This is a genomic window from Mycobacterium sp., assembly GCF_035570115.1.
Lineage (GTDB): Bacteria > Actinomycetota > Actinomycetes > Mycobacteriales > Mycobacteriaceae > Mycobacterium.
This window is the reverse complement of the sequence record NZ_DATMLH010000196.1, coordinates 1-25,242: the sequence shown is the minus strand read 5'-3', so window position 1 is coordinate 25,242 and position 25,242 is coordinate 1. Positions and strand designations below refer to the sequence as shown.

At 65.6% G+C, this 25,242-nt stretch carries 18 protein-coding genes; 11 read left to right on the top strand and 7 right to left on the bottom strand.

What is annotated here, in order from left to right; genetic code table 11:
- Positions 1–189: 189 nt before the first annotated feature.
- The 5 genes from VNW74_RS17750 to VNW74_RS17730 all read left to right on the top strand — a co-directional run bounded on the left by VNW74_RS17750 (position 190) and on the right by VNW74_RS17730 (position 8,519).
- On the top strand, positions 190–363 hold the full coding sequence (locus tag VNW74_RS17750) for a DUF2613 domain-containing protein (RefSeq protein ID WP_067342410.1): 174 nt from the start codon (positions 190–192) through the stop codon (positions 361–363).
- Positions 364–465: 102 nt separating this feature from the next.
- Positions 466–4,719, top strand: a complete 4,254-nt coding sequence (locus tag VNW74_RS17745; RefSeq protein ID WP_325679118.1) for an alpha-(1->3)-arabinofuranosyltransferase — start codon at positions 466–468, stop codon at positions 4,717–4,719.
- A 56-nt stretch (positions 4,720–4,775) separates the two neighbouring features.
- Complete coding sequence (locus VNW74_RS17740; RefSeq protein ID WP_325679115.1) at positions 4,776–6,398, top strand: alpha/beta hydrolase; 1,623 nt, start codon at positions 4,776–4,778, stop codon at positions 6,396–6,398.
- Between the two features lie 98 nt (positions 6,399–6,496).
- Positions 6,497–6,985: a hypothetical protein gene (locus VNW74_RS17735; RefSeq protein ID WP_325679113.1), complete on the top strand. Its 489-nt coding sequence runs from the start codon at positions 6,497–6,499 to the stop codon at positions 6,983–6,985.
- Positions 6,986–7,061: 76 nt separating this feature from the next.
- On the top strand, positions 7,062–8,519 hold the full coding sequence (locus VNW74_RS17730; protein ID WP_325679111.1) for a lipase maturation factor family protein: 1,458 nt from the start codon (positions 7,062–7,064) through the stop codon (positions 8,517–8,519).
- A gap of 53 nt (positions 8,520–8,572) precedes the next feature.
- Here the strand turns inward: VNW74_RS17730 and VNW74_RS17725 are convergent, their stop codons facing one another.
- The 4 genes from VNW74_RS17725 to VNW74_RS17710 all read right to left on the bottom strand — a co-directional run bounded on the left by VNW74_RS17725 (position 8,573) and on the right by VNW74_RS17710 (position 13,739).
- Positions 8,573–10,321: a GMC family oxidoreductase gene (locus tag VNW74_RS17725; RefSeq protein ID WP_325679108.1), complete on the bottom strand. Its 1,749-nt coding sequence runs from the start codon at positions 10,319–10,321 to the stop codon at positions 8,573–8,575.
- Between the two features lie 55 nt (positions 10,322–10,376).
- The gene (locus tag VNW74_RS17720) at positions 10,377–11,426 is read right to left on the bottom strand and encodes an aromatic ring-hydroxylating dioxygenase subunit alpha (RefSeq protein WP_325679106.1); all 1,050 of its coding nucleotides are present in this window, start codon (positions 11,424–11,426) and stop codon (positions 10,377–10,379) included.
- Complete coding sequence (locus VNW74_RS17715) at positions 11,423–12,427, bottom strand: PDR/VanB family oxidoreductase (RefSeq protein WP_325679104.1); 1,005 nt, start codon at positions 12,425–12,427, stop codon at positions 11,423–11,425. Before VNW74_RS17715 ends, VNW74_RS17720 begins: the two co-directional genes overlap by 4 nt.
- Positions 12,428–12,500: 73 nt before the next feature.
- Positions 12,501–13,739, bottom strand: coding sequence for a cytochrome P450 (locus VNW74_RS17710; protein WP_325679102.1), 1,239 nt, complete (start codon positions 13,737–13,739; stop codon positions 12,501–12,503).
- A gap of 688 nt (positions 13,740–14,427) precedes the next feature.
- Between VNW74_RS17710 and VNW74_RS17705 the strand changes: the two genes are divergently transcribed.
- Positions 14,428–15,666 (top strand): PucR family transcriptional regulator, encoded by a 1,239-nt coding sequence (locus VNW74_RS17705; RefSeq protein ID WP_414686713.1) that lies wholly within the window; start codon positions 14,428–14,430, stop codon positions 15,664–15,666.
- 3 nt (positions 15,667–15,669) lie between these two features.
- On the opposite strand, the gene VNW74_RS17700 is transcribed toward VNW74_RS17705, so the two are convergent.
- A complete protein-coding gene (locus VNW74_RS17700; protein ID WP_325679098.1) occupies positions 15,670–17,319 on the bottom strand; it encodes an acetolactate synthase large subunit in 1,650 nt (549 codons plus the stop codon).
- A 77-nt stretch (positions 17,320–17,396) separates the two neighbouring features.
- On the opposite strand from VNW74_RS17700, the gene VNW74_RS17695 reads away from it, so the two are divergent.
- Positions 17,397–18,773: an NADP-dependent succinic semialdehyde dehydrogenase gene (locus tag VNW74_RS17695; RefSeq protein WP_325679095.1), complete on the top strand. Its 1,377-nt coding sequence runs from the start codon at positions 17,397–17,399 to the stop codon at positions 18,771–18,773.
- A 15-nt stretch (positions 18,774–18,788) separates the two neighbouring features.
- On the opposite strand, the gene VNW74_RS17690 is transcribed toward VNW74_RS17695, so the two are convergent.
- Positions 18,789–19,730, bottom strand: coding sequence for a R2-like ligand-binding oxidase (locus tag VNW74_RS17690; RefSeq protein WP_325679094.1), 942 nt, complete (start codon positions 19,728–19,730; stop codon positions 18,789–18,791).
- Complete coding sequence (locus VNW74_RS17685; protein ID WP_325679092.1) at positions 19,727–20,410, bottom strand: TetR/AcrR family transcriptional regulator; 684 nt, start codon at positions 20,408–20,410, stop codon at positions 19,727–19,729. The genes VNW74_RS17690 and VNW74_RS17685 overlap by 4 nt, the downstream gene beginning before the upstream one ends.
- A 215-nt stretch (positions 20,411–20,625) precedes the next feature.
- On the opposite strand from VNW74_RS17685, the gene VNW74_RS17680 reads away from it, so the two are divergent.
- The 4 genes from VNW74_RS17680 to VNW74_RS17665 form a co-directional block, all read left to right on the top strand.
- Positions 20,626–22,461, top strand: coding sequence for an acyl-CoA dehydrogenase (locus tag VNW74_RS17680; protein WP_325679090.1), 1,836 nt, complete (start codon positions 20,626–20,628; stop codon positions 22,459–22,461).
- A gap of 13 nt (positions 22,462–22,474) precedes the next feature.
- Positions 22,475–23,236 carry a methyltransferase domain-containing protein gene (locus VNW74_RS17675; RefSeq protein ID WP_325679088.1) on the top strand — a complete coding sequence of 254 codons (762 nt, stop codon included), beginning with the start codon at positions 22,475–22,477 and terminating at the stop codon, positions 23,234–23,236.
- A gap of 10 nt (positions 23,237–23,246) precedes the next feature.
- A complete protein-coding gene (locus tag VNW74_RS17670; protein WP_325679086.1) occupies positions 23,247–24,299 on the top strand; it encodes a Gfo/Idh/MocA family oxidoreductase in 1,053 nt (350 codons plus the stop codon).
- Positions 24,300–24,372: 73 nt separating this feature from the next.
- The coding region (locus tag VNW74_RS17665; RefSeq protein WP_325679084.1) for a DUF5996 family protein at positions 24,373–25,242 on the top strand (870 nt) is incomplete at its 3' end.

The following is a 25,242-nucleotide window of genomic DNA, read 5'->3' as shown; positions in this document are numbered from 1 at the left end:
CGGCCTGGCCGACGAGGTTGCCGGTGCCGAGTTCGGCCGCTGTGAAGAGTGGCCACAACAGGTGATCAGCGCCATCACGGCGGCGATCACTGCCAATACGCGGGGGAATCCCATCAGGCCATGCTTTCACGAGATGCGCAGCCTGCGGCTAGGAGGCCACGACCTCGCCTTCTGCTAGGTTGGGCAGCTATGAATCGCTTTGTTGCACCCGCCGCCGCCAGCGTCGTGGTCGGCCTGTTGCTGGGTGCAGCCGCGATTTTCGGGATCACGTTGATGGTGCAGCAGGACACCAAGCCGCCGCTGCCCGGGGGCGACCCGCAGTCGTCGGTGCTCAACCGGGTCGAGTACGGCAACCGCAGCTAGCCCGGGATGTGGGCCGGTGCGGCGGCCGGGGCAAGAGCGGGGCAATCCGGATCTGAAGTGAGCGTGGCCGCTCCGTTCGCCTCCGCACAGCCGGCGTCTGCTGTGGTGCCGCTGTCCCGACGCCGGTTGTGGATGGTCACGGCGGTCGCGCTGGCGTTGAGCATCGCTGCGTCGCCCGGCCAGATCTCCCCCGACACCAAGCTCGACCTCACCGCCAACCCGCTGCGCTTCCTGGCCCGGGCAACCAACTTGTGGAACAGCGAACTGCCGTTCGGGCAGGCGCAAAACCAGGCCTACGGCTACCTGTTTCCGCACGGGGCGTTCTTCCTGGCCGGTCATCTGCTGGGACTGCCGGGCTGGGTGACCCAGCGGCTGTGGTGGGCGCTGCTGCTGACCGTCGGCTTCTGGGGGCTATTGCGGGTCGCCGAGGCGCTGGGTATCGGCAGCCCGACATCGCGGGTGATCGCTGCGGCGGCGTTCGCGCTTTCACCTCGGGTATTGACCACCTTGGGGTCGATCTCGTCGGAGACCCTGCCGATCATGCTGGCGCCCTGGGTGCTGCTGCCCACCATTCTGGCGCTGCGCGGCGACGCCGACCGGTCGGTGCGCCGCCTCGCCGGGCAGGCCGGAGTGGCGGTGGCGCTGATGGGAGCGGTCAACGCGATCGCGACGCTGGCCGGCTGCCTGCCCGCAGTGATCTGGTGGGCCTGCCACCGGCCCAACCGCCGATGGTGGCGCTACACCGCGTGGTGGTTGCTGGCCCTGGCATTGGCGATGACGTGGTGGGTGGTGGCGCTGATCTTGATGGCCCGGATCAGCCCGCCATTTCTGGACTTCATCGAATCCTCCGGTGTGACCACGCAATGGTCGTCGCTGGTCGAAGTGCTACGCGGCACCGACAGCTGGACCCCATTTGTCGCGCCCGACGCGACCGCGGGCGCATCTCTGGTCACCGGATCGGTCGCCATCCTCGCCACCTCTCTGGTGGCAGCGGCCGGCTTGGCCGGTCTGGCTGGGATGCCTGCGCGCGGCGCCGCGGCGCGCGGACGGCTGGTGACCATGCTGCTGGTCGGGGTGGTGTTGCTGGCCGCCGGATACAGTGGCGGGCTCGGCTCGCCGTTGGCGCATCACGTGCAGGCTTTCCTGGACGCCCGCGGAGCGCCGCTGCGCAACGTGCACAAGCTCGAGTCGATGATCCGGATTCCGATCGTCCTGGGCCTGGCGCAGGTGTTGGGCCGGATCCCGCTACCGGGGAGCGTGCCGAAAGCCGTGTGGATTCACGCCTTTGCTCACCCGGAGCGCGACAAGCGGGTCGCGGCCGCGATCGTGATGCTGACCGCCCTGATGGCCGGCACTTCGCTGGCATGGACCGGTCGGATCACCCCGCCAGGAGCGTTCAGCGCGATACCCCGGTATTGGCACGACGCCGCCGATTGGCTATCCGAACACAACACCGGTGCGCCGGCTCCGGGAAGGGTGCTGGTGGTTCCCGGTGCGCCGTTCGCTACCCAGCTGTGGGGCACCACCCACGACGAACCGCTGCAGGTTCTCGGCGACAGTCCGTGGGGAGTGCGCGACTCCATCCCGTTGACCCCACCGCAAACCATCCGGGCACTCGACTCCGTGCAGCGTCTCTTCGCGGCCGGCAGACCTTCCGCGGGTCTGGCCGATACGCTTGCCCACCAAGGCATTTCGTATGTGGTCTTGCGCAACGACCTGGACCCCGACACGTCGCGCTCGGCACGTCCGATTCTGGTGCACCGAGCCATCACGGGATCTCCGCGACTGCAGAAAGTCGCCGAGTTCGGCGCGCCGGTCGGGCCCGGCCCGGTGTCGGGCTTCGTCACCGACAGCGGATTGCGACCCCGCTATCCCGCCGTGGAGATCTACCGCGTGGCCACAGACCTCGCCGCCACCGGTAACCCTGCGGCGCCCTACCTGGTCGACACCGACCAACTGGCCCGCGTGGACGGCGGGCCGGAGGTGCTGTTGCGCCTTGCCGAACGCCGACGGCTGTCAGCCCAGCCTCCGCTGGGTCCGGTCCTGATGACCGCGGACGCCGCGCGGGCAAGCCTGCCGATACCCGCTGGGGCCGGGGTGACCGTCAGCGATACGCCGGTGGCGCGGGAAACCGACTACGGCCGCGTCGACGACCACTCGTCGGCAATCCGGGCTGTCGGCGACGCCCGGTACACCTTCAACCGGGTGCCCGACTACCCGACCCCGGGCGCTGAGACCGTCTACGGCGCGTGGACCGGCGGCCGGCTCACGGTATCCAGCTCGTCATCGGATGCCACCGCGCTGCCCGACGTCGCCCCGGCGACCTCGCCCGTCGCCGCGATTGACGGCGACTCGGCCACCGCATGGGTATCCAACGGGCTGCAGTCCGCCGTCGGCCAATGGCTGCAGGTGGACTTCGACCATCCGGTGACCAACAGTGTCATCACGATCACCCCCAGCGCGACCGCCGTCGGCGCCCAGGTCCGCAGGATCGAGGTGTCCACCGTCAACGGCACCACGACACTGCGGTTCGACGAGGCCGGCAAACCGATCACCGCGGCGCTGCCGGTCGGTGAAACCCCGTGGGTGCGGATCACCGCGATCGCCACCGACAACGGTTCGGCCGGAGTGCAATTCGCGATCACCGACTTGTCGATCACCCAGTACGACGCGTCGGGGTTCGCCCACCCGGTCGACCTGCGGCACACCGTGCTGGTTCCGGGCCCCCCGCCGAACGCGACCGTCGCGCGGTGGGACCTGGGTTCCGAGCTGCTCGGCCGGCCGGGCTGCGCTGAGGGGCCAGGGGTTTCGGGGACCATGCAGTGTGCGGCCTCGATGGCGCTGGCACCCGAAACACCGGTGACGTTCAGCCGCACGCTGAACGTGCCCCAACCGATGCAGGTGGTTCCCACGGTCTGGGTGCGCGCGCGGCCCGGGCCCCAGCTGGCCGATCTGGTCGCCGAACCGGACACCACCCGCGCCCGTGGCGACTCCGATCTGGTCGACGTTCTCGGCTCCGCGTATGCCGCCACCGACGGTGATCCGGCCACCGCGTGGACGGCACCGCAGCGGGTGGTGCAGCACAAGACACCCCCGACGCTCACCCTCACCCTGCCCCGGCCGACCGAGGTGACTGGACTTCGGCTGCTCCCCAGCCGGTCGTCGGTGCCCGCACACCCGACCATGGTCGCCGTCGACCTCGGGGACGGTCCGCAGGTCCGTGAATTGAGATCCTCCGACGAGGGACGAGCCGGGCCCGCCGTGCCGCAAACGCTGCCCCTGAAATCCCGCGTCACCGACACCGTCACGATCAGCCTGCTCGACTGGACAGACATCATCGACCGCACCGCGCTGGGCTTCGACCAGCTAAAGCCCCCAGGGTTGGCCGAGATCGCGGCACTCGGCGCCGACGGCAGACCGATCGCCGCCGCCGACGCCGCCCGCAACCGCGCGCGCGAGGTCACCGTCGACTGCGCGCACGGGCCGGTCATCGCGATCGCCGGCCGATTTGTGCACACCACAATCCAGACCACCGTGGGCGCGCTGCTGGACGGCGCGCCGGTGGCCGCCCAAGCGTGCGACCATCAGCCGATCCTGTTGCCGACCGGTCAGCAGGAGCTATTGATCAGCCCCGGAACGCAATTCGTCGTCGACGGTGCGCAATTGTCTGGGCCGCTCGCGGCCGGGTCGACCGCCGCAACCGTGACGCCCGCCTCCACCGGGACATGGGGTCCGGCCCGCCGCGAGGTGCGCATACCGGATTCGGCGACGTCGCGGGTAGTGGTGGTGCCGGAAAGCATCAACCCCGGTTGGGTCGCACACACCAGCGCCGGAACTCGGCTCACACCGGTCGCCGTCAACGGCTGGCAGCAGGGCTGGGTGGTGCCGCCGGGCACGTCGGGCACCGTCACGCTGACCTTTGCGCCCAACTCGCTCTATCGCGTCGGCCTGGCCGGCGGGCTGGCGCTGCTGCCGCTGTTGGCGCTGATGGCCTGGTGGCCGCAGCGACGCCGGCCCCGCGACGACCCCCCTGCCCGCCCGTGGGCGCCCGGACCGTGGGCGGGCGTCGCTGTACTGACGGCGGGGGCGGTGATCGCGGGAGTGGTGGGCGCCGTGGTTGTCGGCGCGGCGCTCGGCCTGCAGTGGGCGCTGCGCGACCGTCCCCGACGGCGTGACGTCGTCGCGGTGGGGTTGAGCGCCGGTGGACTGATTCTGGCCGGCGCGGCACTGTCCCGGCATCCATGGCGTTCGGTCGACGGTTACGCGGGGCATTCCGCCGGCGTGCAACTGCTGGCGCTGATTTCGCTCGCCGCACTCGCGGCCTCGGTGGCGTCGTGGCGCAAATCCGTCCGGTAAGCAAGTCGAGCAGCCGGTGACTTGCGCCTGATCGTGGAGGCTGTTACGGCATAGTCATGACGTTGCCGGTAGCCGATGTTGATCGGTGGAGTGCCGAGGCGGTGCGAGAGGTGTTCCACGCGGCCGGTGTACGCGGACGGGCCACATTGGCGGCCTCGGTTCAGCTCAGCTCGCTGGCGGTGTTCGACTCCTGGGACGGTGCCACCGCCGAGGCCAGGAAGCACACGAATGCCTCGATCCGCCAGGACCTCGACGCTCATGGCAACGAGTCGCTGGCGGTGGCCTGCGCAGCCGACAACGCGGCCGACGATATCGAGCGTGTGCAGTCCGAGTTGCGCACGCTGCGTCACGATGCCGCCGAGTTGCACATGACGATCGATCCGCTGACCAACACCGTGGTCCCGAGTTCGACGTTCAACGGTCCGCCGATGGAAGCCCGCATCGCCGAGGTGCAGCTACAACCACGGCTCGACGCGATCCTGGCCAAGGCCACCACAGTCGACGCGGAGCTGGCGATGGCGATCAATATGGCCGATGGAGACGTGCCGATCCCGCCGGGACCGCACGATGATCGGCCACAAATCCAGGATGCGTTGTCCGAGCCGCTGCCCGACGACCCGAAGAAGTTCAACGAGTTGTGGAATCAGCTCACCCCGGAAGAAAAGGACTGGCTTTACCGCCGAGACCACACCATCGGTAACCACGCCGGAATGCCCTGGGACCCAACAGATCATCTGGGGAAAGACCATTACAACCGGTTGCACCTGCAGGAGCTCGAGCAGCGGACGGAAGCTGACGTCGACCGAATGCAGCACAGCGTTGACGAGATGATGGCCGACCACAATGTCGACGACAGCGTGCTGTGTGCATTGCAATCACGACTGGCGGCGGCCCGACGCAGCCTGGCGTTATACCAGGCCGTGCGCGCCGATTTGGACCGCACGGATGGGGTGCATCGCTATTTGGGTTTCCTGGATGACACCGGGCACGGCGCCGTGGCTATCGGGAACCCGGACTATGCCAAACGCAATGGGATATTCGTGCCCGGCACCGGCGAGGACCTGCCCCGCCTGCGGTTCAGCGACGCGAAAGCGATGGCGATGTACAACGCCGCGCGTGCGGCGGACAAGGCTCTAGGCCCGGAGGATGTGTCGATTACGACGTGGATGGGTTATGACCGTCCCATGGACTTGAGCCACGCGACCCTCCCTGTTCCCGCTCGCGGGGGCGCCGGCGGATTGGACGCGTTCGTCGGCGGGCTGCGCGCCTCGCACACCGGGCCGGCGTCGATCGACACCGTCATCGGCCACAGCTACGGCTCGACCCTGATAGGCGCGGCCGCTTCGGGCGGACATCACCTCGACGCCGACAACGTCATCGCGGTCGGCAGCCCCGGCATGCTGGTGGAACGTGCCGGCGGGCTCACACTGGAGCCGGGCGCCCAGGTGTACGCGATGAGGGCAGCCAACGACATCATCGGCATCAGCGGCGTGGTCACCGAGTGGACACTGGGATCCGATCCGACCGCGCCGAAATTCGGTGCCCGGCGTTTGGCGGCCGATCCGGGACCCGCCGGACCCTTGGGGCTGCCGAGCGTCAATGCCCACACCAGCTACTGGGATCAGCGCAACACTGCCCTGGCCAACATGGGCGCCGTCATCGCCGGCGTTGCACCTTGAATGCCGCCGCCCCACGAGCCGGCATCGCCGGCGTGGCTCTGGCCATCGCGCTCGCCACGGCCTGTGGCCACCACAGCCCGACCCTTGGAGGACCACCCATGTCATCCGCCCCGCGACCGCCGGGCTGGAAGGTGCAATCCGTCATCCCCACCAGCCAGCAACAAGCCCAAGACACCGTGATCGGCTATCTGAAGAAGACCCTCCAGGCATTGCCGGCGGGAACGGTTTTCGACCGCTCGCGGTACGCGGGCTCGGGCAATACGCCATGTAATGACGAGCCGACCGGCATACCGCCGAACGAATTTTCCGATGTGCGCGACGCGGTCTTTCCGCCCGGAACCGATCTGGACGCGATGATCGCGAAGACCGGTGACATCTGGAAGGGCTGGGGCTGGTACGTCCTTGAACGCGACGGGTTCCGAAGGCCGAACCGATTCGGTTATGCGCCAGATGGGTACAGCCTCCACATCGTCGCGGCTAATCCCGCGGGATATCCGCCGACGATTACCGGCGTGTCCCCGTGCTTTCCAGGTGAGCTCGCCCGAGACGACCTACGCGTTCCGGTGGTCCTCAAAGCCGACTCCTGAGAGCCCGTTTTCACCCAAGCCGGCCGTACACGCGGGAGGATGAGTCCAGACGTCCGCCGTCCGAGGAGCTACGGACATGGGATGGTTTAACGCACCCGAGTATTGGTTGAGCCGGCTGATACTCGAGCGTGGCATCGCGGTCGTTTATGTCTTCGCGTTCGTCGCGGCCGCACGACAGTTCAGGGCGCTGATCGGGGAGCACGGGCTGCTGCCGGTGCCGCGCCATCTGGCCCGGCAATCATTCCGCCGAGCGCCAAGCATCTTCCACGCGCACTATTCCGATCGGTTCTTTGCGACGCTCGCCTGGCTGGGGGCGGTGTTGTCGGCGGCGATGGCGCTGGGCTTGGCCGCCGTGGTGCCGCTGTGGGTCGCGGTGTTGGTGTGGCTGCTGCTCTGGATGCTCTATCTGTCGATCGTCAACGTTGGCCAGACGTGGTACTCGTTTGGCTGGGAGTCGCTGCTGCTGGAGACCGGTTTCCTGGCCATCTTCCTCGGCAATGACCGGGTGGCGCCGCCGGTGCTGGCGATGTGGCTGGCGCGCCTGCTGCTGTTCCGGCTCGAGTTCGGTGCGGGGCTGATCAAGCTCCGTGGTGACTCGTGCTGGCGCGATCTGACCTGCCTGTACTACCACCACGAGACTCAGCCGATGCCGGGGCCGCTGAGCTGGTTCTTCCATCACCTCCCCAAACCCCTGCATCGGGTGGAGGTCGTCGGCAACCATTTCGCGCAGCTCATCGTCCCGTTCGGATTGTTCGCCCCGCAGCCGGTGGCCAGTATCGCCGGTGCGATCGTCGTGATCACCCAGCTGTGGCTGGTGATCTCCGGTAACTTCGCCTGGCTGAACTGGTTGACGATCCTGTTGGGCTGCAGCGCGATTGACGCGTCGACGGCCGCGGCGGTGCTGCCCATCCCCAAGCAGCCGGCGCTGGCCGCGGCTCCGCCGTGGTTCGCCGGCCTGGTGATCATCTTCACGGTAATGACCGCGATGCTGACCTACTGGCCGGTGCGCAACATGATCTCCCGCAAGCAGCGGATGAACATGTCGTTCAATCCCTTCCACCTGATCAATACGTACGGCGCGTTCGGCACCATCGGCCGAACCCGCCGAGAGGTGGTGATCGAAGGTACCGACGAGACAGAGGTCACCGATCGGACAGTGTGGAAGGAATACGAATTCAAAGGCAAACCCGGAGCGGTGCGCCGAGCCCCGCCGCAATGGGCGCCGTATCACCTGCGGCTGGACTGGCTGATGTGGTTTGCGGCCATCTCGCCGCAGTACGCCTACCCCTGGCTTCGACCATTTATCTTGCGGCTCTTGCAGAACGATCCGGCGACGCTGCGCCTGCTGCGCCACAATCCCTTCCCGAAGTCCCCACCGCGATACGTGCGCGCCCAGCTCTACCGATACCGCTACACCACCGCGGCTGAATTGCGGCGTGATCACGCCTGGTGGCATCGCACGCTGGAAGGCGACTACGTGCAGCCCATTTCACTGACGGAAGCAGCGTCGACCCCACCCGGGTCTGGCGACTGAGCGGTGTTCGCCGCAGCAGTCGACATTCAGGCCTCCAATTCGGCTCGAAATTTTCAGGCGACTCCGCTACCCGACGCCTGCGATGCGTTGGTGGCCTTCGCGCGGATCTCGATGAGCGGGAGCCGCAAAGCGCCCGGCGCGCCTTCCGGCACCACGGGATGTTGCGGACGGGTCGGCCGTATCCGGCGATAGCCCTGACCCTGCTCGGGACGCTGGTCCTTTTCGCCCTTGTTCGGCCACAGCGCCGCGGCCCGTTCGGCCTGCGCGGTGATCGTCAACGACGGGTTGACCCCCAGGTTGGCCGAGACCGCCGAGCCGTCGACGACGCTGAGGGTGGGATAGCCGTACACCCGGTGGTAGGGGTCGATGACCCCATGCTGGGGGTCGGCGCCGATGGCGCAGCCACCGAGGAAATGCGCGGTCATCGGGATGTTGAAGAGTTCACCCCAGCTCCCGGCGGTTATGCCACCGATCTTTTCGGCGATCCTGCGGGTCGCTTCGTTCCCGACCGGGATCCACGTCGGGTTGGGCTGACCGTGGCCTTGCTTACTCGACAGATGGCGCCCGCGCAGTCCGCGCTTGGTGAATGTGGTGATGGAGTTGTCCAGATGCTGCATCACCAAAGTGATGACGGTGCGTTCGCTCCAGTTCTTCACGGTCAGCACGCGCAACAGCGCCGCCGGGTTCTTCGCGGCCAGGGCGAGGAACTTCAGCCAGCGCGGCCGGCGGCCTCCGCCGTCGGTCATCAGGGTCTGCAGCATGCCCATCAAATTGGAGCCCTTGCCGTATCGCACCGGTTCGATGTGGGTGTCCGCGGTGGGGTGGATCGAGGAGGTGATGGCCACGCCGTGGGTCAGATGCAGGGTCGGGTCGACCTTGTACTTGCTGGCGCCCAGGATCGACTCGGAGTTGGTGCGGGTGAGCACACCGAGCCGGTCGGACAGCTTGGGCAGCGTCCCGGTGTCCTTCATCGTGTGCAGCAGGTTCTGGGTGCCCCAGGTGCCGGCGGCCAGCACGACGTACGGAGCGGTGAAGGTTTGGCGTCTCCTGCGCAGCACCGCGCCGGTCCGCACAGTCTCGACGTTCCACACTCCGTCGGGGCGCTGCTGCAGCGACGTGACGGTGGTCAGCGGACGCACCGTGGCACCGGCACGTTCGGCTAGGCCGAGATAGTTCTTCACCAGCGTGTTCTTGGCGCCATACCGGCAGCCCACCATGCAGTCACCACATTCGATGCAGCCGGTGCGCTCGGGCCCGGCGCCCCCGAAGTATGGGTCTGGAACGGTTTTTCCGGGTTCGCCGAAGAACACGCCGACCGGTGTCTGGATGAAGGTCTCACCCACCCCCATGTCCTCGGCAACCGCCTTGATGATCTCGTCGGCCGGGGTCATGTGCGGGTTGCGCACCACACCGAGCATGCGTTGACCCTGCTCGTAGTAGGGTGCCAGCTCGTCTTCCCAGTCGGTGATGTGGGCCCACTGCGGATCTCCGAAGAACGCGGTGGGGGGCTTGTAGAGGGTGTTTGCGTAGTTCAACGACCCGCCACCGACACCGGCGCCGGCCAGGATCACGCAGTCCCGCAGCAGGTGGATGCGCTGGATACCGAAGCAGCCCAGTTTCGGCGCCCACACGAAACTGCGCACGTCCCAGCTAGTTTTCGCGAATTGGTCGTCGGTGAATCGCCGGCCCGCCTCCAGCACGCCGACCCGGTAGCCCTTCTCCGTCAGCCGCAAGGCGGTAACGCTGCCGCCGAACCCGGACCCGATCACCACGACGTCGTAGTCGAATTGATTGTTGGACATCACGTTTGCTCCCATTCGACGTCGGGCGTTCGCTTAAGCGCGCACAGGCTGGTGGTCATGGCGTCACCACCATCCGATGCAGCGCGAACCGGCCGGACTCCTCGTCGACCATCTCCATCGCGATGCGCCGCGCCCGAACCGCAGCACGGTCGGCCTTCACGTTGATATCGCGCCGTGGCACCGTCTCTTCGCCTAACCGACGCTGAATCGTCTCCAGCACAGCCGAATCCCGCATCGCCCACTCGTGGAACATGGCGCGCAGAAACTCGGCGACGTGTGCGCTGTCGGTCGCGAAATTGCGGGCCATCTGCAAGAAGACATGGGTCGATTCTGGAGATTCGGGCGTGAAGCCCTGAATCCGCAAGAGCTCGTATGCTTTTCCGGCCTCGGGAGCAATGGCGTAATGCTGAACATGCAGCGCCGGGGAGACAAATGTTCCTTCTTCACGTCGGCTGCCCGCTGTGTCGGCGGGTTGGCCGGTGATCTCAGCCTCCCACGGCGCGAGCCTGCTGGGAGGCGTCGTCCGGGAGTAGGAGACCGACCGTTCGGAGACTTCGACCTCGTCAAGCTGAGGCAACACCTCGATGTCCGGCGGCACGACCTCCGGATGCATGACGAACACATCGGTCAGGTCGAGGTAGTGCTCGTGCAGCAGCAGGTAATTGGCCTCGACGCGGAGCACCTCGGTGGTGCTTGCCCATCCCGTCCCATCGGCGTACCAGGGCACCCGGGGCGGCGGGCGCAGCGCGGCCACGCCGGGATCGCCGAGCCAGATCCAGACGAACGGCGACTGCTCATACACCGGATAGGTGCGCACCCGGGCGCCTGGCGGCACGTTTTCCTGGGACGGCACATCAACCAGGCAGCCGTCGGGTTCATAGCTGAAGCCGTGGTAGCCGCATACCACGCGATCGCCGTCGCGGCGGCCGGCGGACAACGGATAGGCCCGATGGATGCAGCGGTCCTCCATCGCCACGATCTCGCCGGAGCCGCGGCGGTACAGCAGCACAGGCTTATCCAGCAGGCGTCGAGGAAGTAGCTCTTGCCCGACCTCGTCGCTGCTCGCGGCCACATACCAGCAGTTGAATGGGTAATTCGATCTCATAAGTCGAGCACCAGCCTTTCCGAGCGGGAGCGCGAAACACAGATCATCATGGTTTGGTTCGCTGCCTTCTCGGCGTCGTTGAGCACCGAGTCACGATGATCGGCGTCGCCCTCGATGATGTCGCATTCGCACGTCCCGCACACCCCCTCCATGCACGAGCCGAGCACGTCGACGCCGGCTTCTTCGCAAACTTCGTAGATCGATTTTCCTTGTGGCACAGTCAAAGTCATGCCGGAGCGCTGGCATTCCAGTTCGAAGGACGCCAGCGCGCCAGGTGACGGTTCCTCGAGCTCTTTGGCCGAGAACCGCTCGATGTGCAGGCTGCCCTCGGGCCAGGTTTTGCACGCCTCCTCGACCGCGGTCAGGAACCCTTCGGGTCCACAGCAGTACACCAGGGTGTTCTCCTGCGCGGACGAGAGCGCTGCGTCGAGGTTCGTCCGGAAGTTCGCCCCGTCCTGCGCATCTCGGGGGCAGACGGTTACGCGGTCACCGTGACGCTGCAGTTCCTCGACGAAGGCCATCGACGAGCGTGTCCTGCCGCCGTAGAGCAACGACCAGTCGGCACCGGCCGCCGCGGCCGCCGCGATCATCGGCAGCATCGGGGTGATGCCGATGCCACCGGCGATGAACAAGTAGCGCGGCGAACCCACCAGCGGGAAGTGGTTGCGGGGGCCGCGGACCCGAACCGTGCTGCCTTCGTGCAGCTTGTCGTGCACGAACTGCGATCCACCGCGACTGTTCGGATCGAGCAGCACGCCGACCTGCCACTCGGCGCGGTTGGCCGTGTCGCCGCACAGCGAGTACTGGCGCACCAGCGACGGTGTCATCAGCAGATCGATGTGTGCGCCCGGCGCCCACTCGGGCAGGTCTGCGCCGTTTGGGTCGGCGAGCGTCAGGGTGACGACACCGTCGGAGACCGCCTCGAGGCGCCGAACCTCGACATCGACCTCGACCTCGCGGTAGGCGGGCCTGGCTCGGGTCGTCTGTTCGACCGTACTCATGAGCGCCCCTCTCCCCCGCAAGCGGGCGGTACCCCCACCTCATCGCTTTGCTCTGCATCGTCGGTGGCGCGGGTCATTGTGTTCTCCGCACGGGGATCGAGTTGTACTGGTTGAGGAACAGCGCGCGCACCCGCGTTGGCTCACCGTCCAGTTGCAGGTCGGGAAAGCGTTCCAGTGTCTGCTGGATCCACAGCTTCAGCTCGAGGCGGGCAAGGTTGGCGCCCAGGCAGAAGTGCTTGCCGCGACCGCCGAAGGCCTGGTGCTGGTCGGCGAGGCCCGGCCGGGTGATGTCGAACTTGTGTGGGTCGGGGAACACGGTCTCGTCGCGGTTGGATGCGATGTACCACAGCAGCAGGCGGTCGTTTTCTTTAATGGTCTTGCCGTGCAGCTCGGTGTCCTTAGTGGCGGCGCGTGCCATGAAAGCAAATGCGGGATAACAGCGCAGCCCCTCCTCGACCACCGCATCGACCAGCTCGGGATGCTCGCGGACTTGCTGACGCAGTTCCGGGTTGCGCAGCAACTCCAGCATCGTTGCGCTGTAGGTGGCCCGGGTCGAGTCGTTGCCCGCCGACATCAGCAAGACAAAGAAGGTGGCAATTTCGAGTTCGTTGAGCTTGTCGCCTTCAACCTCGGCATCGACCATGGCGGTGAGGAGGTTGCCGCCCGGAGAATCGTCGCGCTGCGCAATCCTATTTTGGGTGTACTCGACGATCTCGCTGACGACCGCCATGGTGTCGGCCCATTGCTCCCGGATCGTCGGGTCTTCGAACGCGGTGAACACGTTGGTCCAGTGCACGAGCGTGGCGTCGTCTTCGGGTGGGGTGCCCAGCAGCGAACCGATCACGCGGGCCGGGATCGGCCGGGCGACGTCGGCGACCAGGTCGAATTGTTCGCGGTCGGCGACGCTGTCGAGCGTGCGGTTGATGATCTGTTTGACGTGCCCTTCGTGCGTGCCGACCGCCTCCGGGGTGAACTCCTTGATCACCAACGCCTTGAGTCGGTCGTGACGAGGCGGATCCATTGAAATCAATTGCAGCCGTTGCATATCCAATGGAACGCCGACGTCGTCCATGTGAAAAATACCGCGCCGTTCGGACGAGAAGGTCCGGTGGTCGCGGCTCACCGTGCGCACGTCGTCGAAGCGGGTGATCGACCAGAATCCCCCTTCATCCGGAAGGTTGTGCTGTGCGCTGAAGTGCACCGGCGCCTCGCGCTGCATCCTGGCGAACAGGTCGTAGGGGGGCCCATCGTCCCACACGCCGGGGTCGGCCAAGTCGACGCTGTCGAGATCTTGTTGGTCGATCGTTGTCATCGTTTCTCCTTCAACATATGTATGACTGCGACAAGGGTTTCCGTGATGCGTCGGTTCCGGCGAGGTTCAGTGTGCGCTGCCGACGCCTTGACGGTCAGTGGTTCAAGCACAATGATTGAAAGGCGCTAACGGCCGCGGCGGGTCACGCGGACGTGAGGCATTTGCATCCAAAATTACGGTGGGGCAAGCGGTCTCACCTGTTCGGCCAAGTCTGGTATCAGGCGGCGTGACTGTTAGCTGGCATCTGCCCGCCACCGGTTGCCGCGATCATTGGCCACACCCGCCGTGAATTAGCGACAGCGTGGGATCCGTGGATCACCGCTGGGAGCAACAGCGGCCAAAGCACCAGTATGAGCACCCCGGAGAGGGTCAGATAGACCATCGTATTTCCCCTATTCTGCGCGTAGACGACGATAGGAATTCATCGATTTGACGGACACTCCGCAGTTGGATTTCAAACGGCTGGTTTGCTAGAGATCTAACGGCGGGTCTCTTCAAACGCTAGGAGGTTCGCCTCGGCGCGGCCACGTCCCCGGCGGACCAACTATTGGCGGATCCTCGTCCAGTGGGGACAACCGTTGGTCCTAAAGGCTATGACAGGCGTGCCCTGGCGTGATCTGATGGGCGCGTGGTGTCGGGCGAAAAGCCGGCGGCGCGACAGCCGGGAGTAGGCGCCGACGATGCGGTCATTGCGAAAGCTGCGGCAACGATCGTCAGCAGCCTGGCAGACCAGGTCGACGACATAACGCGCTCAACCCAGGAATTGCTGGTCAGCGCAATTGCGGAACTGCGCGGGGACGCGTTGTTGCTGCAGCTGTTGCGCGACACGGTCTCCAGCAATATCGACACGTTCTTCTCGGCAATTCGCCACCGCATCCCGATTGAGCACATCGAGCCGCCCGCGGCCGCACTCGAGTACGCCCGGCGCTTGGCACAGCGCGAGGTGTCCGCGAATGCTTTGGTGCGCGCATACCGGCTGGGTCACCAAGCGGTGCTGAAGATTGCGCTCGAAGAGGTGCGAGCATCGGAGCTGGACGCGAAACTGAGCCTCAGCGTTTACGAGCGCTTTGCAGCGATCTCGTTCGATTACATCGACCGGATATCGCAGCTCGTAGTTGCCACCTACCAAGACGAGCGTGAGCGCTGGCTGGGGAATCGAAACACCATGCGAGCATCACGCGTTCGCGAGTTACTCGAGGGTGTCGATGTCGATGTCGATGCGGTGGTCGCCGCGATCCACTACCCGCTCAAACGAATACATGTCGCGCTGATCGTCTGGTGCCAAGAATCGGAGAGCGGCGACAAGTTGACACCGATGGAGCGCTTTGTGCACAAGCTCGCTGGATCGATTGGTGCTCACGAGAGTCCGTTGTTCATTTCCGTTGACCACGTGACTGGATGGGCATGGATTCCGTTACCGCCCAACGCTGTACCGGGTGCTCTAGGGCAGATTCGCGCCGTTGCCGAGACTAAAACCGATGCGCCATGGATCGCTGCCGGAAATCCGTTGCCGGGGATCGACGGCTTCCGCCGCTCACATCAGCAGGCGCAGGACGCGCGCGGCGTGGCGACTGCGTCCGGCGGGAACTTTCCCCGATTCGTCGCCGCCGGCGATCCCGGCCTCGCGGTCGCGGCGCTGGTCGGCAACAACCTGGAAGCCGCTTCGACGTGGGTCGCCGAGGTGCTCGGACCGCTATCGTCTCCCACGGAGAGCGACGAACGCCTTCGTGAAACGCTGCGGGTGTTCTTGCGCACCGGCTCAAGCAACAAGGCGGCGGCCGAGGAGCTCCACCTCCACATCAACTCTGTGAAGTACCGGGTGCACCGCGCGGTGGAGCGTCGCGGCCGCCCGATCCGCGACGACCGCCTCGACGTAGAAGTCGCGCTGATTCTGTGCGAGTGGTTCGGCGCCGCGGTACTGCGTTAACCGCTACAGCGTCTCGTCGAGCTCGCCGAGCCGGTCGGTCAACCGCAGATTTTCCGAGTAGTCGACCGGACAGCAGATCAGCGAGACGCCGTCGTCGTCCAGCGCAGCCTTCAGCGTCGGCAACAGCTCGTCGGCGCTCTTGATCCGGTAGCCTTTGGCGCCGAAGCTTTCCGCGTAACTCACGATGTCTGGGTTGCCGAACTTCACGTAGTAATGATCGCCGAGTTCGAGATCCATCTTCCACTCGATGAGGCCGTAACCGCCGTCCTCCCAGATCAATACGACCAGTGGTATCCGTTCCCGGACGGCGGTTTCGATCTCCTGCGAGTTCATCAAGAACGCTCCGTCGCCGACCACGGCCAGCACCTTCGACTCGGGCAGTGCCAACTTGACCCCAAGGGCTCCGGGTAGCGCAAAACTCATGGTGGACAAGCCGTTTGAGACCAGGCAGGTATTCCGCTCGAAGGTCGGGTAGAGCCGCGCCATCCACATCTTGGTGGCACCGGTGTCGACCAGGACGATGTCACTGCGGCCCAGTGCTGCACGGGTGTCGGCGACGACCCGCTGGGGCGACAGCGGGTAACGCGAATCCTGTTGCCCCCGAGCGAATTCGTCGGCAAGCAGACCGGAGCCTGGTATCTCCGGATCAGAGTGATAGGTGTGGCCGGCGAGCGCCTCGGTAAGCGCGTCGAGCGAGGCACTGATGTCGCCGATGATCCCGACATCGACGGAATAGTGCATGTCGACCTCGGCGGGGAAGCGATGGATGTGGATGATCTTCTTGTCGGCATTCGGGTTGATACGTACCGGATCGAATTCCTGCAGCTCGTAGCCGACCGCGATGACGACGTCGGCGTTGTCGAACCCGAAGTTGACGTAGTCGTGTCGCATGAACCCGAGGGTCCCGATGCTGTTGGGGTGGTCGTCAGGCATGACGCCCTTACCGTGGAACGTGTTGGCCACCGGCATGCCGAATTCTTCGGAGAACCGCACCAAGGCGGCGGTCGCATCGGCACGGGCCGCACCGTGGCCGGCCAGCACCACTGGCCGGCTGGCCTCACGCAGAATGTCAACCGCGCGCGCCACCTGGCGGAAAGCCGGCGCGTCGGCGCGGACGACGTTGCGCGGCAACGGCCTCAAGTCGGGATAATCGGCGACGTCTGCATCTATGTGCTCCGGTACGGCGAGGTAGACCGCGGCCGGACGCTCGGTCTCGGCGAGTTTGAACGCCTTGCGGACCATCTCCGGTATGGCCTTCACAGTCGGGATACCGGCGGCCCAACGGGTGATCGGCGCGAACATCGACACCAAATCGACGTACTGGTGCGACTCCTTGAACTGGCGATCCTGACCGACCTGCGCGGAGATCGCGACTATCGGAGTGCTGTTGGTGGTGGCGTCGGCGACTCCCAGCTGCATGTTGATAGCGCCGGGCCCCAGGGTGGCCGACACCACCGCCGCGCGTCCGGTGACCCGCCCGTACATCTCCGCCATGAACGAGGCGGCCTGCTCGTGCCGGGTAAGCACATAGCGGATATCCGACGCCGCCAGCGCCTGCACGAAGCGGATGTTCTCCTCCCCCGGTATCCCAAATACGACGGCGACGCCCTCGTTTTCCAGGCATTTAACGATTAGTTGTGCAGCCGTAGTCATCCGCCACCTCCGCGGGCCAGGATAGTGGCAGGCTGGAGACCTGACGTTTCCAAACCCACCCACCGAAGGATCTCAGCGTGTCCATCGCCACAATCAACCCGGCCACCGGCGAGACGGTCAAAACCTTCACCCCTGCAACAGACGATGAAGTGGGGGCCGCAATCGCCCGTGCGCACGACCGGTTTCTCGACTACCGCCACTCCACCACCTTCGTTCAGCGCGCCAAGTGGGCGAACGCCACCGCCGACCTGCTGGAGAAGGAAGCCGACGAGGTCGGGGCCATGATGACTCTCGAAATGGGCAAGACCCTGAAATCAGCCAAGGGCGAAGCGCTCAAGTGCGCCAAGGGTTTTCGCTACTACGCCGAAAACGCCGAGAAACTGCTGGCCGACGAGCCGGCAGAAGCGTCGAAGGTCGGCGCCAAGCGCGCCTACACCCGGTGGCAGCCGCTCGGGGTGGTACTGGCCGTGATGCCCTGGAACTTCCCGCTGTGGCAGGCCGTCCGGTTCGCCGCGCCCGCGCTGATGGCGGGCAACGTCGGCCTGCTCAAGCACGCCTCCAACGTCCCGCAGTCCGCGCTGTACCTCTCCGACGTCATCGCCCGCGGCGGCTTCCCCGACGGCTGCTTCCAGACACTGCTCGTTTCGTCCAGCGCAGTCGAGGGCATCCTGCGCGATCCGCGGGTCAAGGCGGCCACCCTCACCGGCAGCGAACCGGCCGGTCAATCGGTCGCCGCCATCTGCGGCGACGAGATCAAACCCACCGTCATGGAACTCGGTGGCAGCGACCCCTTCATCGTGATGCCGTCCGTGGACCTCGACGAAGCGGTCAAGACCGCGGTCACCGCGCGGGTACAGAACAACGGCCAGTCCTGTATCGCCGCAAAGCGGTTCATCGTGCACACCGACATCTACGACGCGTTCGTCGACAAGTTCGTCGAGCGGATGGAAGCGCTGAAGGTTGGCGACCCGACCGACCCGGACACCGACGTGGGTCCGCTGGCCACCGAGTCGGGCCGCGACGAGATCGCCAAGCAGGTCGACGACGCCATCGCGGCGGGGGCAAAGATCCGCTGTGGCGGCACGCGCCTCGACCGGGCAGGGTGGTTCTACCCGCCGACGGTGGTCACCGAGATCACCAAAGACATGGCGCTCTACACCGAAGAGGTTTTCGGCCCCGTCGCGTCGATGTATCGAGCCTCGGGCATCGACGAAGCCATCGAGATCGCCAACGCCACGACCTTCGGGCTGGGATCCAACGCCTGGACCAACGACGAAGCCGAGCAACGGCGCTTCATCGACGACATCGAAGCGGGCCAGGTCTTCATCAACGGGATGACGGTGTCCTATCCCGAATTGGGGTTCGGCGGTGTCAAACGATCGGGTTACGGCCGTGAGCTGTCGGGCTTAGGGATCCGCGCGTTCTGCAACGCCAAGACGGTGTGGGTCGGCTAGCTCCTCGGCGAGCAGTTACGCGGACGCGGACGCCAGTGCCTTCTCGTCCTCGTCGGCGAAGGTGTCCTCCAGCTGCACCGGCGAGTAGTCGAGGTCGATCTCGCCGACTGGACGGCCGCGGGCGCTGGCGATGGTGCCGAACCGGCGCATCCCCTTGTCGGACGCGTACTGCATGAACTCGTCCACCGAGAGGCCGAACGGCATCGGGTCGTATAGCGCGAAGCCCTCTTCGATCAGGCGCAGTCCGAGCGGCATGAGCTCGTTCATCCGCGTTTCGAAGACGCCCCAGTTGGCATCGTCGGCGGCGACGTGGCGCCGACAGGTGAAGGTGCCCCACGCCATGTGGCGTCGCTCGTCGTCACCGATGCGCCGAACCAGCTCCTGCATGCCGGGCAGGATGCCGCGCTCCACACAGATCTTGTGCCAGCCGAAGTAGCCAGTCAGCGCCAGCATGCCTTCGACCATGTGGTTGTAGGTGACCGACGCCCGGACCTGGGCGGCCGGTGAGGGATCGACCCGCAGCGCGTTGAGGCAGTCCGGCAGTTCCTCGTAGAAAATTGTGCGGTAGGTGGGGACGTCCTCGAGGTATTCGTGCAGGTCGTCGGTGATGCCGACGGCGTCGAGCCACATGCGGAACACCTGGACGTGCTTGGCTTCCTCGAACGCGAACTGGGTCAGGTACATCTCGTCGCCCAGCCGGCCTTCGGCCCGCATCGCGTACATGAACGGCTGAATGTCCTCGGTCACGGCTTCCTCGCCGGCGATGAACTCGGCGCACAGTCGGGTGGCGTAGTGGCGTTCGTCGTCGGTAAGCCGCTCCCAGTCGGCGCGGTCGCGGGAGAAGTCGATGTCGGCCGGGTTCCAGAACTTCGCATTGCCGCCGGCAAATAGCTTGAGCGGCAAGCTGTCCCAGTTGAGCCCGCCCGTAACCATCGAGCCGGTGTGTGTTCGTGTCATGTGGTGACCTCCTTGGTGTCAATCCGGTGAGCTTGCGGTAACGGGTCAAATGCGGCCGCCAGTACCGCGACGAGCCGGCGCACCGCCAGCGCGGGCTGCTCCGGTGTGGGCTCGTCGAGTCCGAGGATCGGGTCGAGGCCGCGCAAATATGGAGCCAGCGCCAGGTGCGGAAAGATCATCATCAGTAGCGACAGCAACGCGTCGGTGTCGGAATCCGCACGCAGGTCACCGCGGATGCGCGCGTCGCGGACGAGCGGCCGTAGCACTTCCAGGTAGTGGCGGTGAATGACGTTCTGGACGCTGACGCGGGCTTCGGCGTCGACTTCCAAAGTAGCCGCGGCGTGCAGCGCGCGTTCATGCGGATGGTCTGCGAAGTAGACCACCCACGCGTCGAGCCAGTCGGTCAGAAAGTCGAAGAACGGCCGGCTGGGGTCGAGTTCGCGGATGCGGTCCTCCATGTAGGTACGCACCCGCTGGCTGGCAATGTCGGCGATGAACGCATACAGGTCGCGCTTGTCCGCGAAGTACTGGAACAGGCTGCCCTTGGCGACTCCGGCTCGGCGGGCGATGACGTTCAGGCTGCCGCGCGAGAACCCGTGCGTCCCGAACTCGGCCTCTGCGGCGGCCACGACGGCCGCCCGGCGCGCCGGGTCGACGCGAGCCCAAGTCACCGTCGGCATCCGGACCTCCTCGCGTCGATGACCACTGGTCACTCTACTGTGAGCCAGGTCACTCCTCAAGGTCGAAGTTTGGCGAGCTGCTCAATCCCGAGACAGGCCGCGGCCGGCTCGCCCGTTTCCGCCAAGTTGCCATCGCGGAGGGCACGACGGCCGAAACATCGGAAATAGCCTCAGAAAACGGGAACGGCCCGACATACTTCACCGAGGAGGGATTCATGGGGCATTACAAGGCAAATCTGCGCGACATCGAGTTCAACTTGTTCGAAGCGCTGGAGCTGGGACCCGTGCTGGATTCGGGATCGGTCGGTGAGCTCGACAGCGCCACCGCGCGTGAGATCCTGGCCGAAGTTGCGCGCTTTGCCCAAGGTCCGGTTGCCGAGTCGTTCGTCGCCGCCGACCGCACGCCCCCGGTGTTTCTGCCGGACCAGCACACCATCACCGTGCCGGACCCGATCCGCGCAACGGTGCAAGCGATCTGGGATGCGGAGTGGTGGCGCCTTGGTGTCGCGCCCGGGATCGGCGGCACCGCGGTGTCCAGGACCTTGGTGTGGGCGGTTCTGGAGATGATCATCTGCGCCAACCCGGCGCTGTTCTTCTACTACGCCGGTCCGGCGATGGCCGACGTCCTCTTCGCGCTCGGCAACGACAGGCAGCGCGCGTTAGCCAACGCGGCCGTCGAGCGCCGATGGGGCGCAACGATGGTGCTGACCGAGCCCGATGCAGGCTCCGATGTGGGAGCCGGGCGCACCAAAGCCATCGAGCAGCCAGACGGTTCGTGGCACATCGAAGGTGTCAAGAGGTTCATTTCCGGTGGCGATCTGGGCGACACCGTCGAGAACATCCTGCACCTGGTCCTCGCGCGCCCCGCGGGCGCCGGACCCGGCACCAAAGGCCTGAGCCTGTTTGTCGTACCGAAATACCTGTTCGACCGGGATACCTTCGAGATCACCGGGCGCAACGGTGTTTTCGCGACCGGCCTCGAGCATAAAATGGGCTACAAGGCCTCCCCGACGTGCGAGTTGACGTTCGGCGCCCACGGTATCCCGGCCAAGGGCTGGCTGGTCGGCGACACCCACAACGGCATCGCGCAGATGTTCAAAGTCATCGAGAACGCGCGCATGCTGGTCGGCATCAAATCGTCGGGGACGCTGTCGACGGGGTACCTCAACGCCCTCGACTACGCCAAGACGCGCATCCAGGGCGCCGACATGACCCAGATGCTCGACAAGAGAGCCCCGCGGGTCCCCATCCTGCGCCACCCCGATGTGCGTCGCTCCTTGATCATGCAAAAGGCCTACGCCGAGGGATTGCGAGCGATCTACCTCTACACCGCCGCACACCAGGATCCCGTTGTCGCCGAGGCAGTTTCGGGCGCCGACGCGGACATGGCAAACCGCGTCAACGATCTGCTGCTGCCCATCATCAAGGGGGTGGGCTCCGAGCGGGCGTACCAGTACCTGACCGAATCGCTGCAAACCCTGGGCGGTTCGGGCTTCCTGCAGGACTACCCGATCGAGCAGTACATCCGCGACGCCAAGATCGACTCGCTGTATGAGGGCACCACCGCGATCCAGGCGCAGGACTTCTTTTTCCGAAAGATCGCGCGTGACAAGGGCGGGGCGCTCGCGCATGTCGCCGGGCAGATCAATTCCTTCATCGACAGCGACGCCGCAGACCAACGGCTGAAGGTGGAACGCGACTACCTGCGCACCGCCTTGGAGGACGTGCAGGCGATCACGGCCACCCTGACCGGTTATCTGATGGGATCGCCCGAAGCCCCGACCGAGCTGTACAAAATCGGGCTCGGCTCGGTGCGGTATCTGCTGGCCGTCGGCGATCTGTTCATCGGCTGGCAGTTGCTGTTCCACGCTGAAATCGCGCTACGGGCACTGGATTCCGACGCAACGGGCAAAGAGCAGGCGTTCTACGAGGGCAAGATCGCCGCGGCGCAGTTCTTTGCCGCCAACGTGCTGCCCGAGATCACCGCGACGCGCGGCATCTTGGCCCGCACCTCGATCGCCTTGATGGACCTCGACGACGCCGCATTCTGAAGGCGACACCCGGATGCCACGAACGTTCGACGAACTGGTCGCGGAGGCCGATTCGGTATCGGTCGCGGGGTGGGACTTCTCCTGGCTGGACGGTAGGGCCACCGAGCAGCGCCCGACGTGGGGATACCAACGGCTGCTGCGTGGTCGACTGGCGCAGGCGACTTCTGGGCTGGACATCTGGACCGGCGGCGGTGAGGTCTTAGCGGGGGCGGGTCCTTTTCCGCCGACGATGGCCGCCACCGAGCCATGGCCGCCGAACATCGCCCTGGCCACCCGGCTCCTGCATCCGCTGGGTGTGGTCGTGGTCGCCACCGGTGACGAGCCGCCGCTGCCGTTCGCCGACGCGGCATTCGATCTGGTGACCGGCCGGCATCCGTCGGCGGTGTGGTGGGACGAGATCGCCCGGGTGCTCATGCCCGGCGGCACCTATTTTGCCCAGCACGTCGGCGTCATCTACCTCCGCACACTGATTGAATCCTTCGTGGAGCTACCGCGCCGAGGACCGATCCGTGGACAGCTGAACCCCGATACGGTCAGCGCCGAGGTCGCCGCGGCCGGAATGGACGTGGTGGACCTTCGACACGAGCAGATACTGCTCGAGTTCTTCGATGTCGGCGCGGTGATCTACTTCCTGCGCAAGTTGAGTTGGGTGGTCCCAGGCTTCAGTGTCGCCCAATACCGCGACGAGCTGCTGAAACTGCACTGGCAGATCGAGGCGGAGGGAGCCCTCGTCACCCACTCCTCGCGGATACTGATTGAGGCTCGCAAGCCCTAGGCTTGACCATTTGACCGAACAGGAGCATTCAGTAGTGGCGGCGACTCGCACGCCGGTCCGGCTGGCCATGTTCGGCGTGGGAGCCATGGGACTGCACCACCTGACGATTTTCGAGCGCCTGGCCCCGTGGGCGCAGATCGCCGCTGTGGCGGATAGCCACCCGCCGTTTGCCGAACGTGCCGCCGCTGTTGTGCCGGCTGCCAAGGTTTTTCACGATCCGCTGGACTGCCTGCGCAACGTCGATATCGACGCTGTCGTCGTGGCCACCGCTGATCCCACCCACTACGGGATCGTCGACGCGTGCATCGCACGTGGCATCCACGTGCTGTGCGAAAAGCCACTGACCCTCTCGGCGCAAGAATCTTTGCAGCTGGTCAAGGCCGAACGAGCCAGCGGCCGCCGGCTCGTCCAAGTCGGCTACATGCGCCGACACGATAGCGACTACCGGCATATCCACGACACGATTCGGTCCGGTCGAATCGGCCAACCCATCCTGATCAGACAGCGGCATCATAATCCGCTGACTTTCAACAACTTTCAAGCTCAGCAGCTCATCGCCAGTTCAGCCGCACACGATATCGATCTGTTCCGCTGGCTCACCGGTGAGGAGATCAGCGTCGTCACCTGCGCAGCCAAAAGCAGCGACGATGGGTCGACGTTGACTGTCCTGCTCACACTGACGTCGGAATCCGGCATCCTCGGTGTCGTCGAAGTCGGTCGCGGACCGGGAATGCAATACGACATCGGGCTCGACCTCGTTGCCGGCCACGGCAGTCTCACCCTGGGATCGCCGTCGCTGACGACAAGCGCCGTCGCCGATGGGCTGGCAGCCGGGCGGCTGCCGGACTCGTGGATCGAACGGTTCGACGGCGCCTATCGGACCCAGAACGCCACGTGGCTGACGGCGGTGGCGAACCACTCGATCGACGGGCCGTCGACGTACGACGGCTATGCCACCAACGCCGTCGCGGATGCCGCACTGGCGGCGTTGCGTACCGGCGGCGCGCAGGTCGTGCACCAGATTCCGGCCGGCGGCCTCGAGCAGGACAGGCCGCGACGATGATCGAGCCCACCGGTCCGCCCAACCCCGTCATGCACAACCGGTGGACCACCTAACAGCGAGGAGTGATCACCGAATGGCGCAACACACCGACGCGTGGCCCAGCTTGCGAGTCGACGACTGGATTCCAACGCGGGACACCTTGCACATGTGGACCCAGATCGTCGGCAAGATTCGACTGACTCACTCGCCCATGGTCAACCACTGGTGGCAGGTGACCTCTTATGTGACTGCGCGTGGTTTGACCACCTCGGCGATTCCTTACGGGACCGAGGCATTCGACATTGAGTTCGATTTCATCGACCACCAGTTGGTCATCCGAAGCAGCACCGGCGCGACCCGTACGGTGGCGTTGGAACCGAAATCGGTGGCCGAGTTCTATTCGCAGACCATGCATGCACTCGACGAGTTGGGACTGCACACCCGCATCCAGGCACACCCCAACGAGGTAGACCCGGCTTTGCGATTCGACGAGGACGTCGAGCACGCGTCATACGACCCCGTCGCCGCGCAGTTGTTCTGGCGCCAACTGCTTGCGGCCAGCCGGGTATTCGGCCGCTTCCGGTCCCGCTTCGTCGGAAAGGTCAGTCCCGTGCATTACTTCTGGGGTGCAATGGATCTCGCGTGCACCAGGTTCTCCGGCCGCGGCGCGCCCCGCCATCCCGGCGGTGTTCCCAATGTTGGAGACTGGGTAATGGTCGAGGGATATTCGCACGAACTGAGCAGCTGCGGGTTCTGGCCGGGCGGCGGTGAGGAAGGCGCTTTCTACGCCTACGCCTATCCCGAACCTGACGGCTTCGCCGACTATTCGGTGCGGCCCGCAGAGGCCCACTACAGCAAGGAGCATGGCGAGTTTCTCCTTCCGTACGAGGTGGTGCGGCAGGCAGCCGATCCTGACGAGGTGCTGCTGGCATTTTTGCAGGACAGCTACGAAGCGGAGGCGGTC

What these genes read in the sequence shown, in the direction of transcription:
- VNW74_RS17685 (WP_325679092.1), bottom strand. Translation starts at nt 20,410, where the DNA reads ATGCCGACGGTGACTTGGGCTCGCGTCGACCCGGCGCGCCGGGCGGCC.
- VNW74_RS17700 (WP_325679098.1), bottom strand. Translation starts at nt 17,319, where the DNA reads ATGACTACGGCTGCACAACTAATCGTTAAATGCCTGGAAAACGAGGGC.
- VNW74_RS17710 (WP_325679102.1), bottom strand. Translation starts at nt 13,739, where the DNA reads ATGACAACGATCGACCAACAAGATCTCGACAGCGTCGACTTGGCCGAC.
- VNW74_RS17740 (WP_325679115.1), top strand. Translation starts at nt 4,776, where the DNA reads ATGACGTTGCCGGTAGCCGATGTTGATCGGTGGAGTGCCGAGGCGGTG.
- VNW74_RS17750 (WP_067342410.1), top strand. Translation starts at nt 190, where the DNA reads ATGAATCGCTTTGTTGCACCCGCCGCCGCCAGCGTCGTGGTCGGCCTG.
- VNW74_RS17715 (WP_325679104.1), bottom strand. Translation starts at nt 12,427, where the DNA reads ATGAGTACGGTCGAACAGACGACCCGAGCCAGGCCCGCCTACCGCGAG.
- VNW74_RS17725 (WP_325679108.1), bottom strand. Translation starts at nt 10,321, where the DNA reads ATGTCCAACAATCAATTCGACTACGACGTCGTGGTGATCGGGTCCGGG.
- VNW74_RS17675 (WP_325679088.1), top strand. Translation starts at nt 22,475, where the DNA reads ATGCCACGAACGTTCGACGAACTGGTCGCGGAGGCCGATTCGGTATCG.
- VNW74_RS17730 (WP_325679111.1), top strand. Translation starts at nt 7,062, where the DNA reads ATGGGATGGTTTAACGCACCCGAGTATTGGTTGAGCCGGCTGATACTC.
- VNW74_RS17680 (WP_325679090.1), top strand. Translation starts at nt 20,626, where the DNA reads ATGGGGCATTACAAGGCAAATCTGCGCGACATCGAGTTCAACTTGTTC.
- VNW74_RS17720 (WP_325679106.1), bottom strand. Translation starts at nt 11,426, where the DNA reads ATGAGATCGAATTACCCATTCAACTGCTGGTATGTGGCCGCGAGCAGC.
- VNW74_RS17735 (WP_325679113.1), top strand. Translation starts at nt 6,497, where the DNA reads ATGTCATCCGCCCCGCGACCGCCGGGCTGGAAGGTGCAATCCGTCATC.
- VNW74_RS17690 (WP_325679094.1), bottom strand. Translation starts at nt 19,730, where the DNA reads ATGACACGAACACACACCGGCTCGATGGTTACGGGCGGGCTCAACTGG.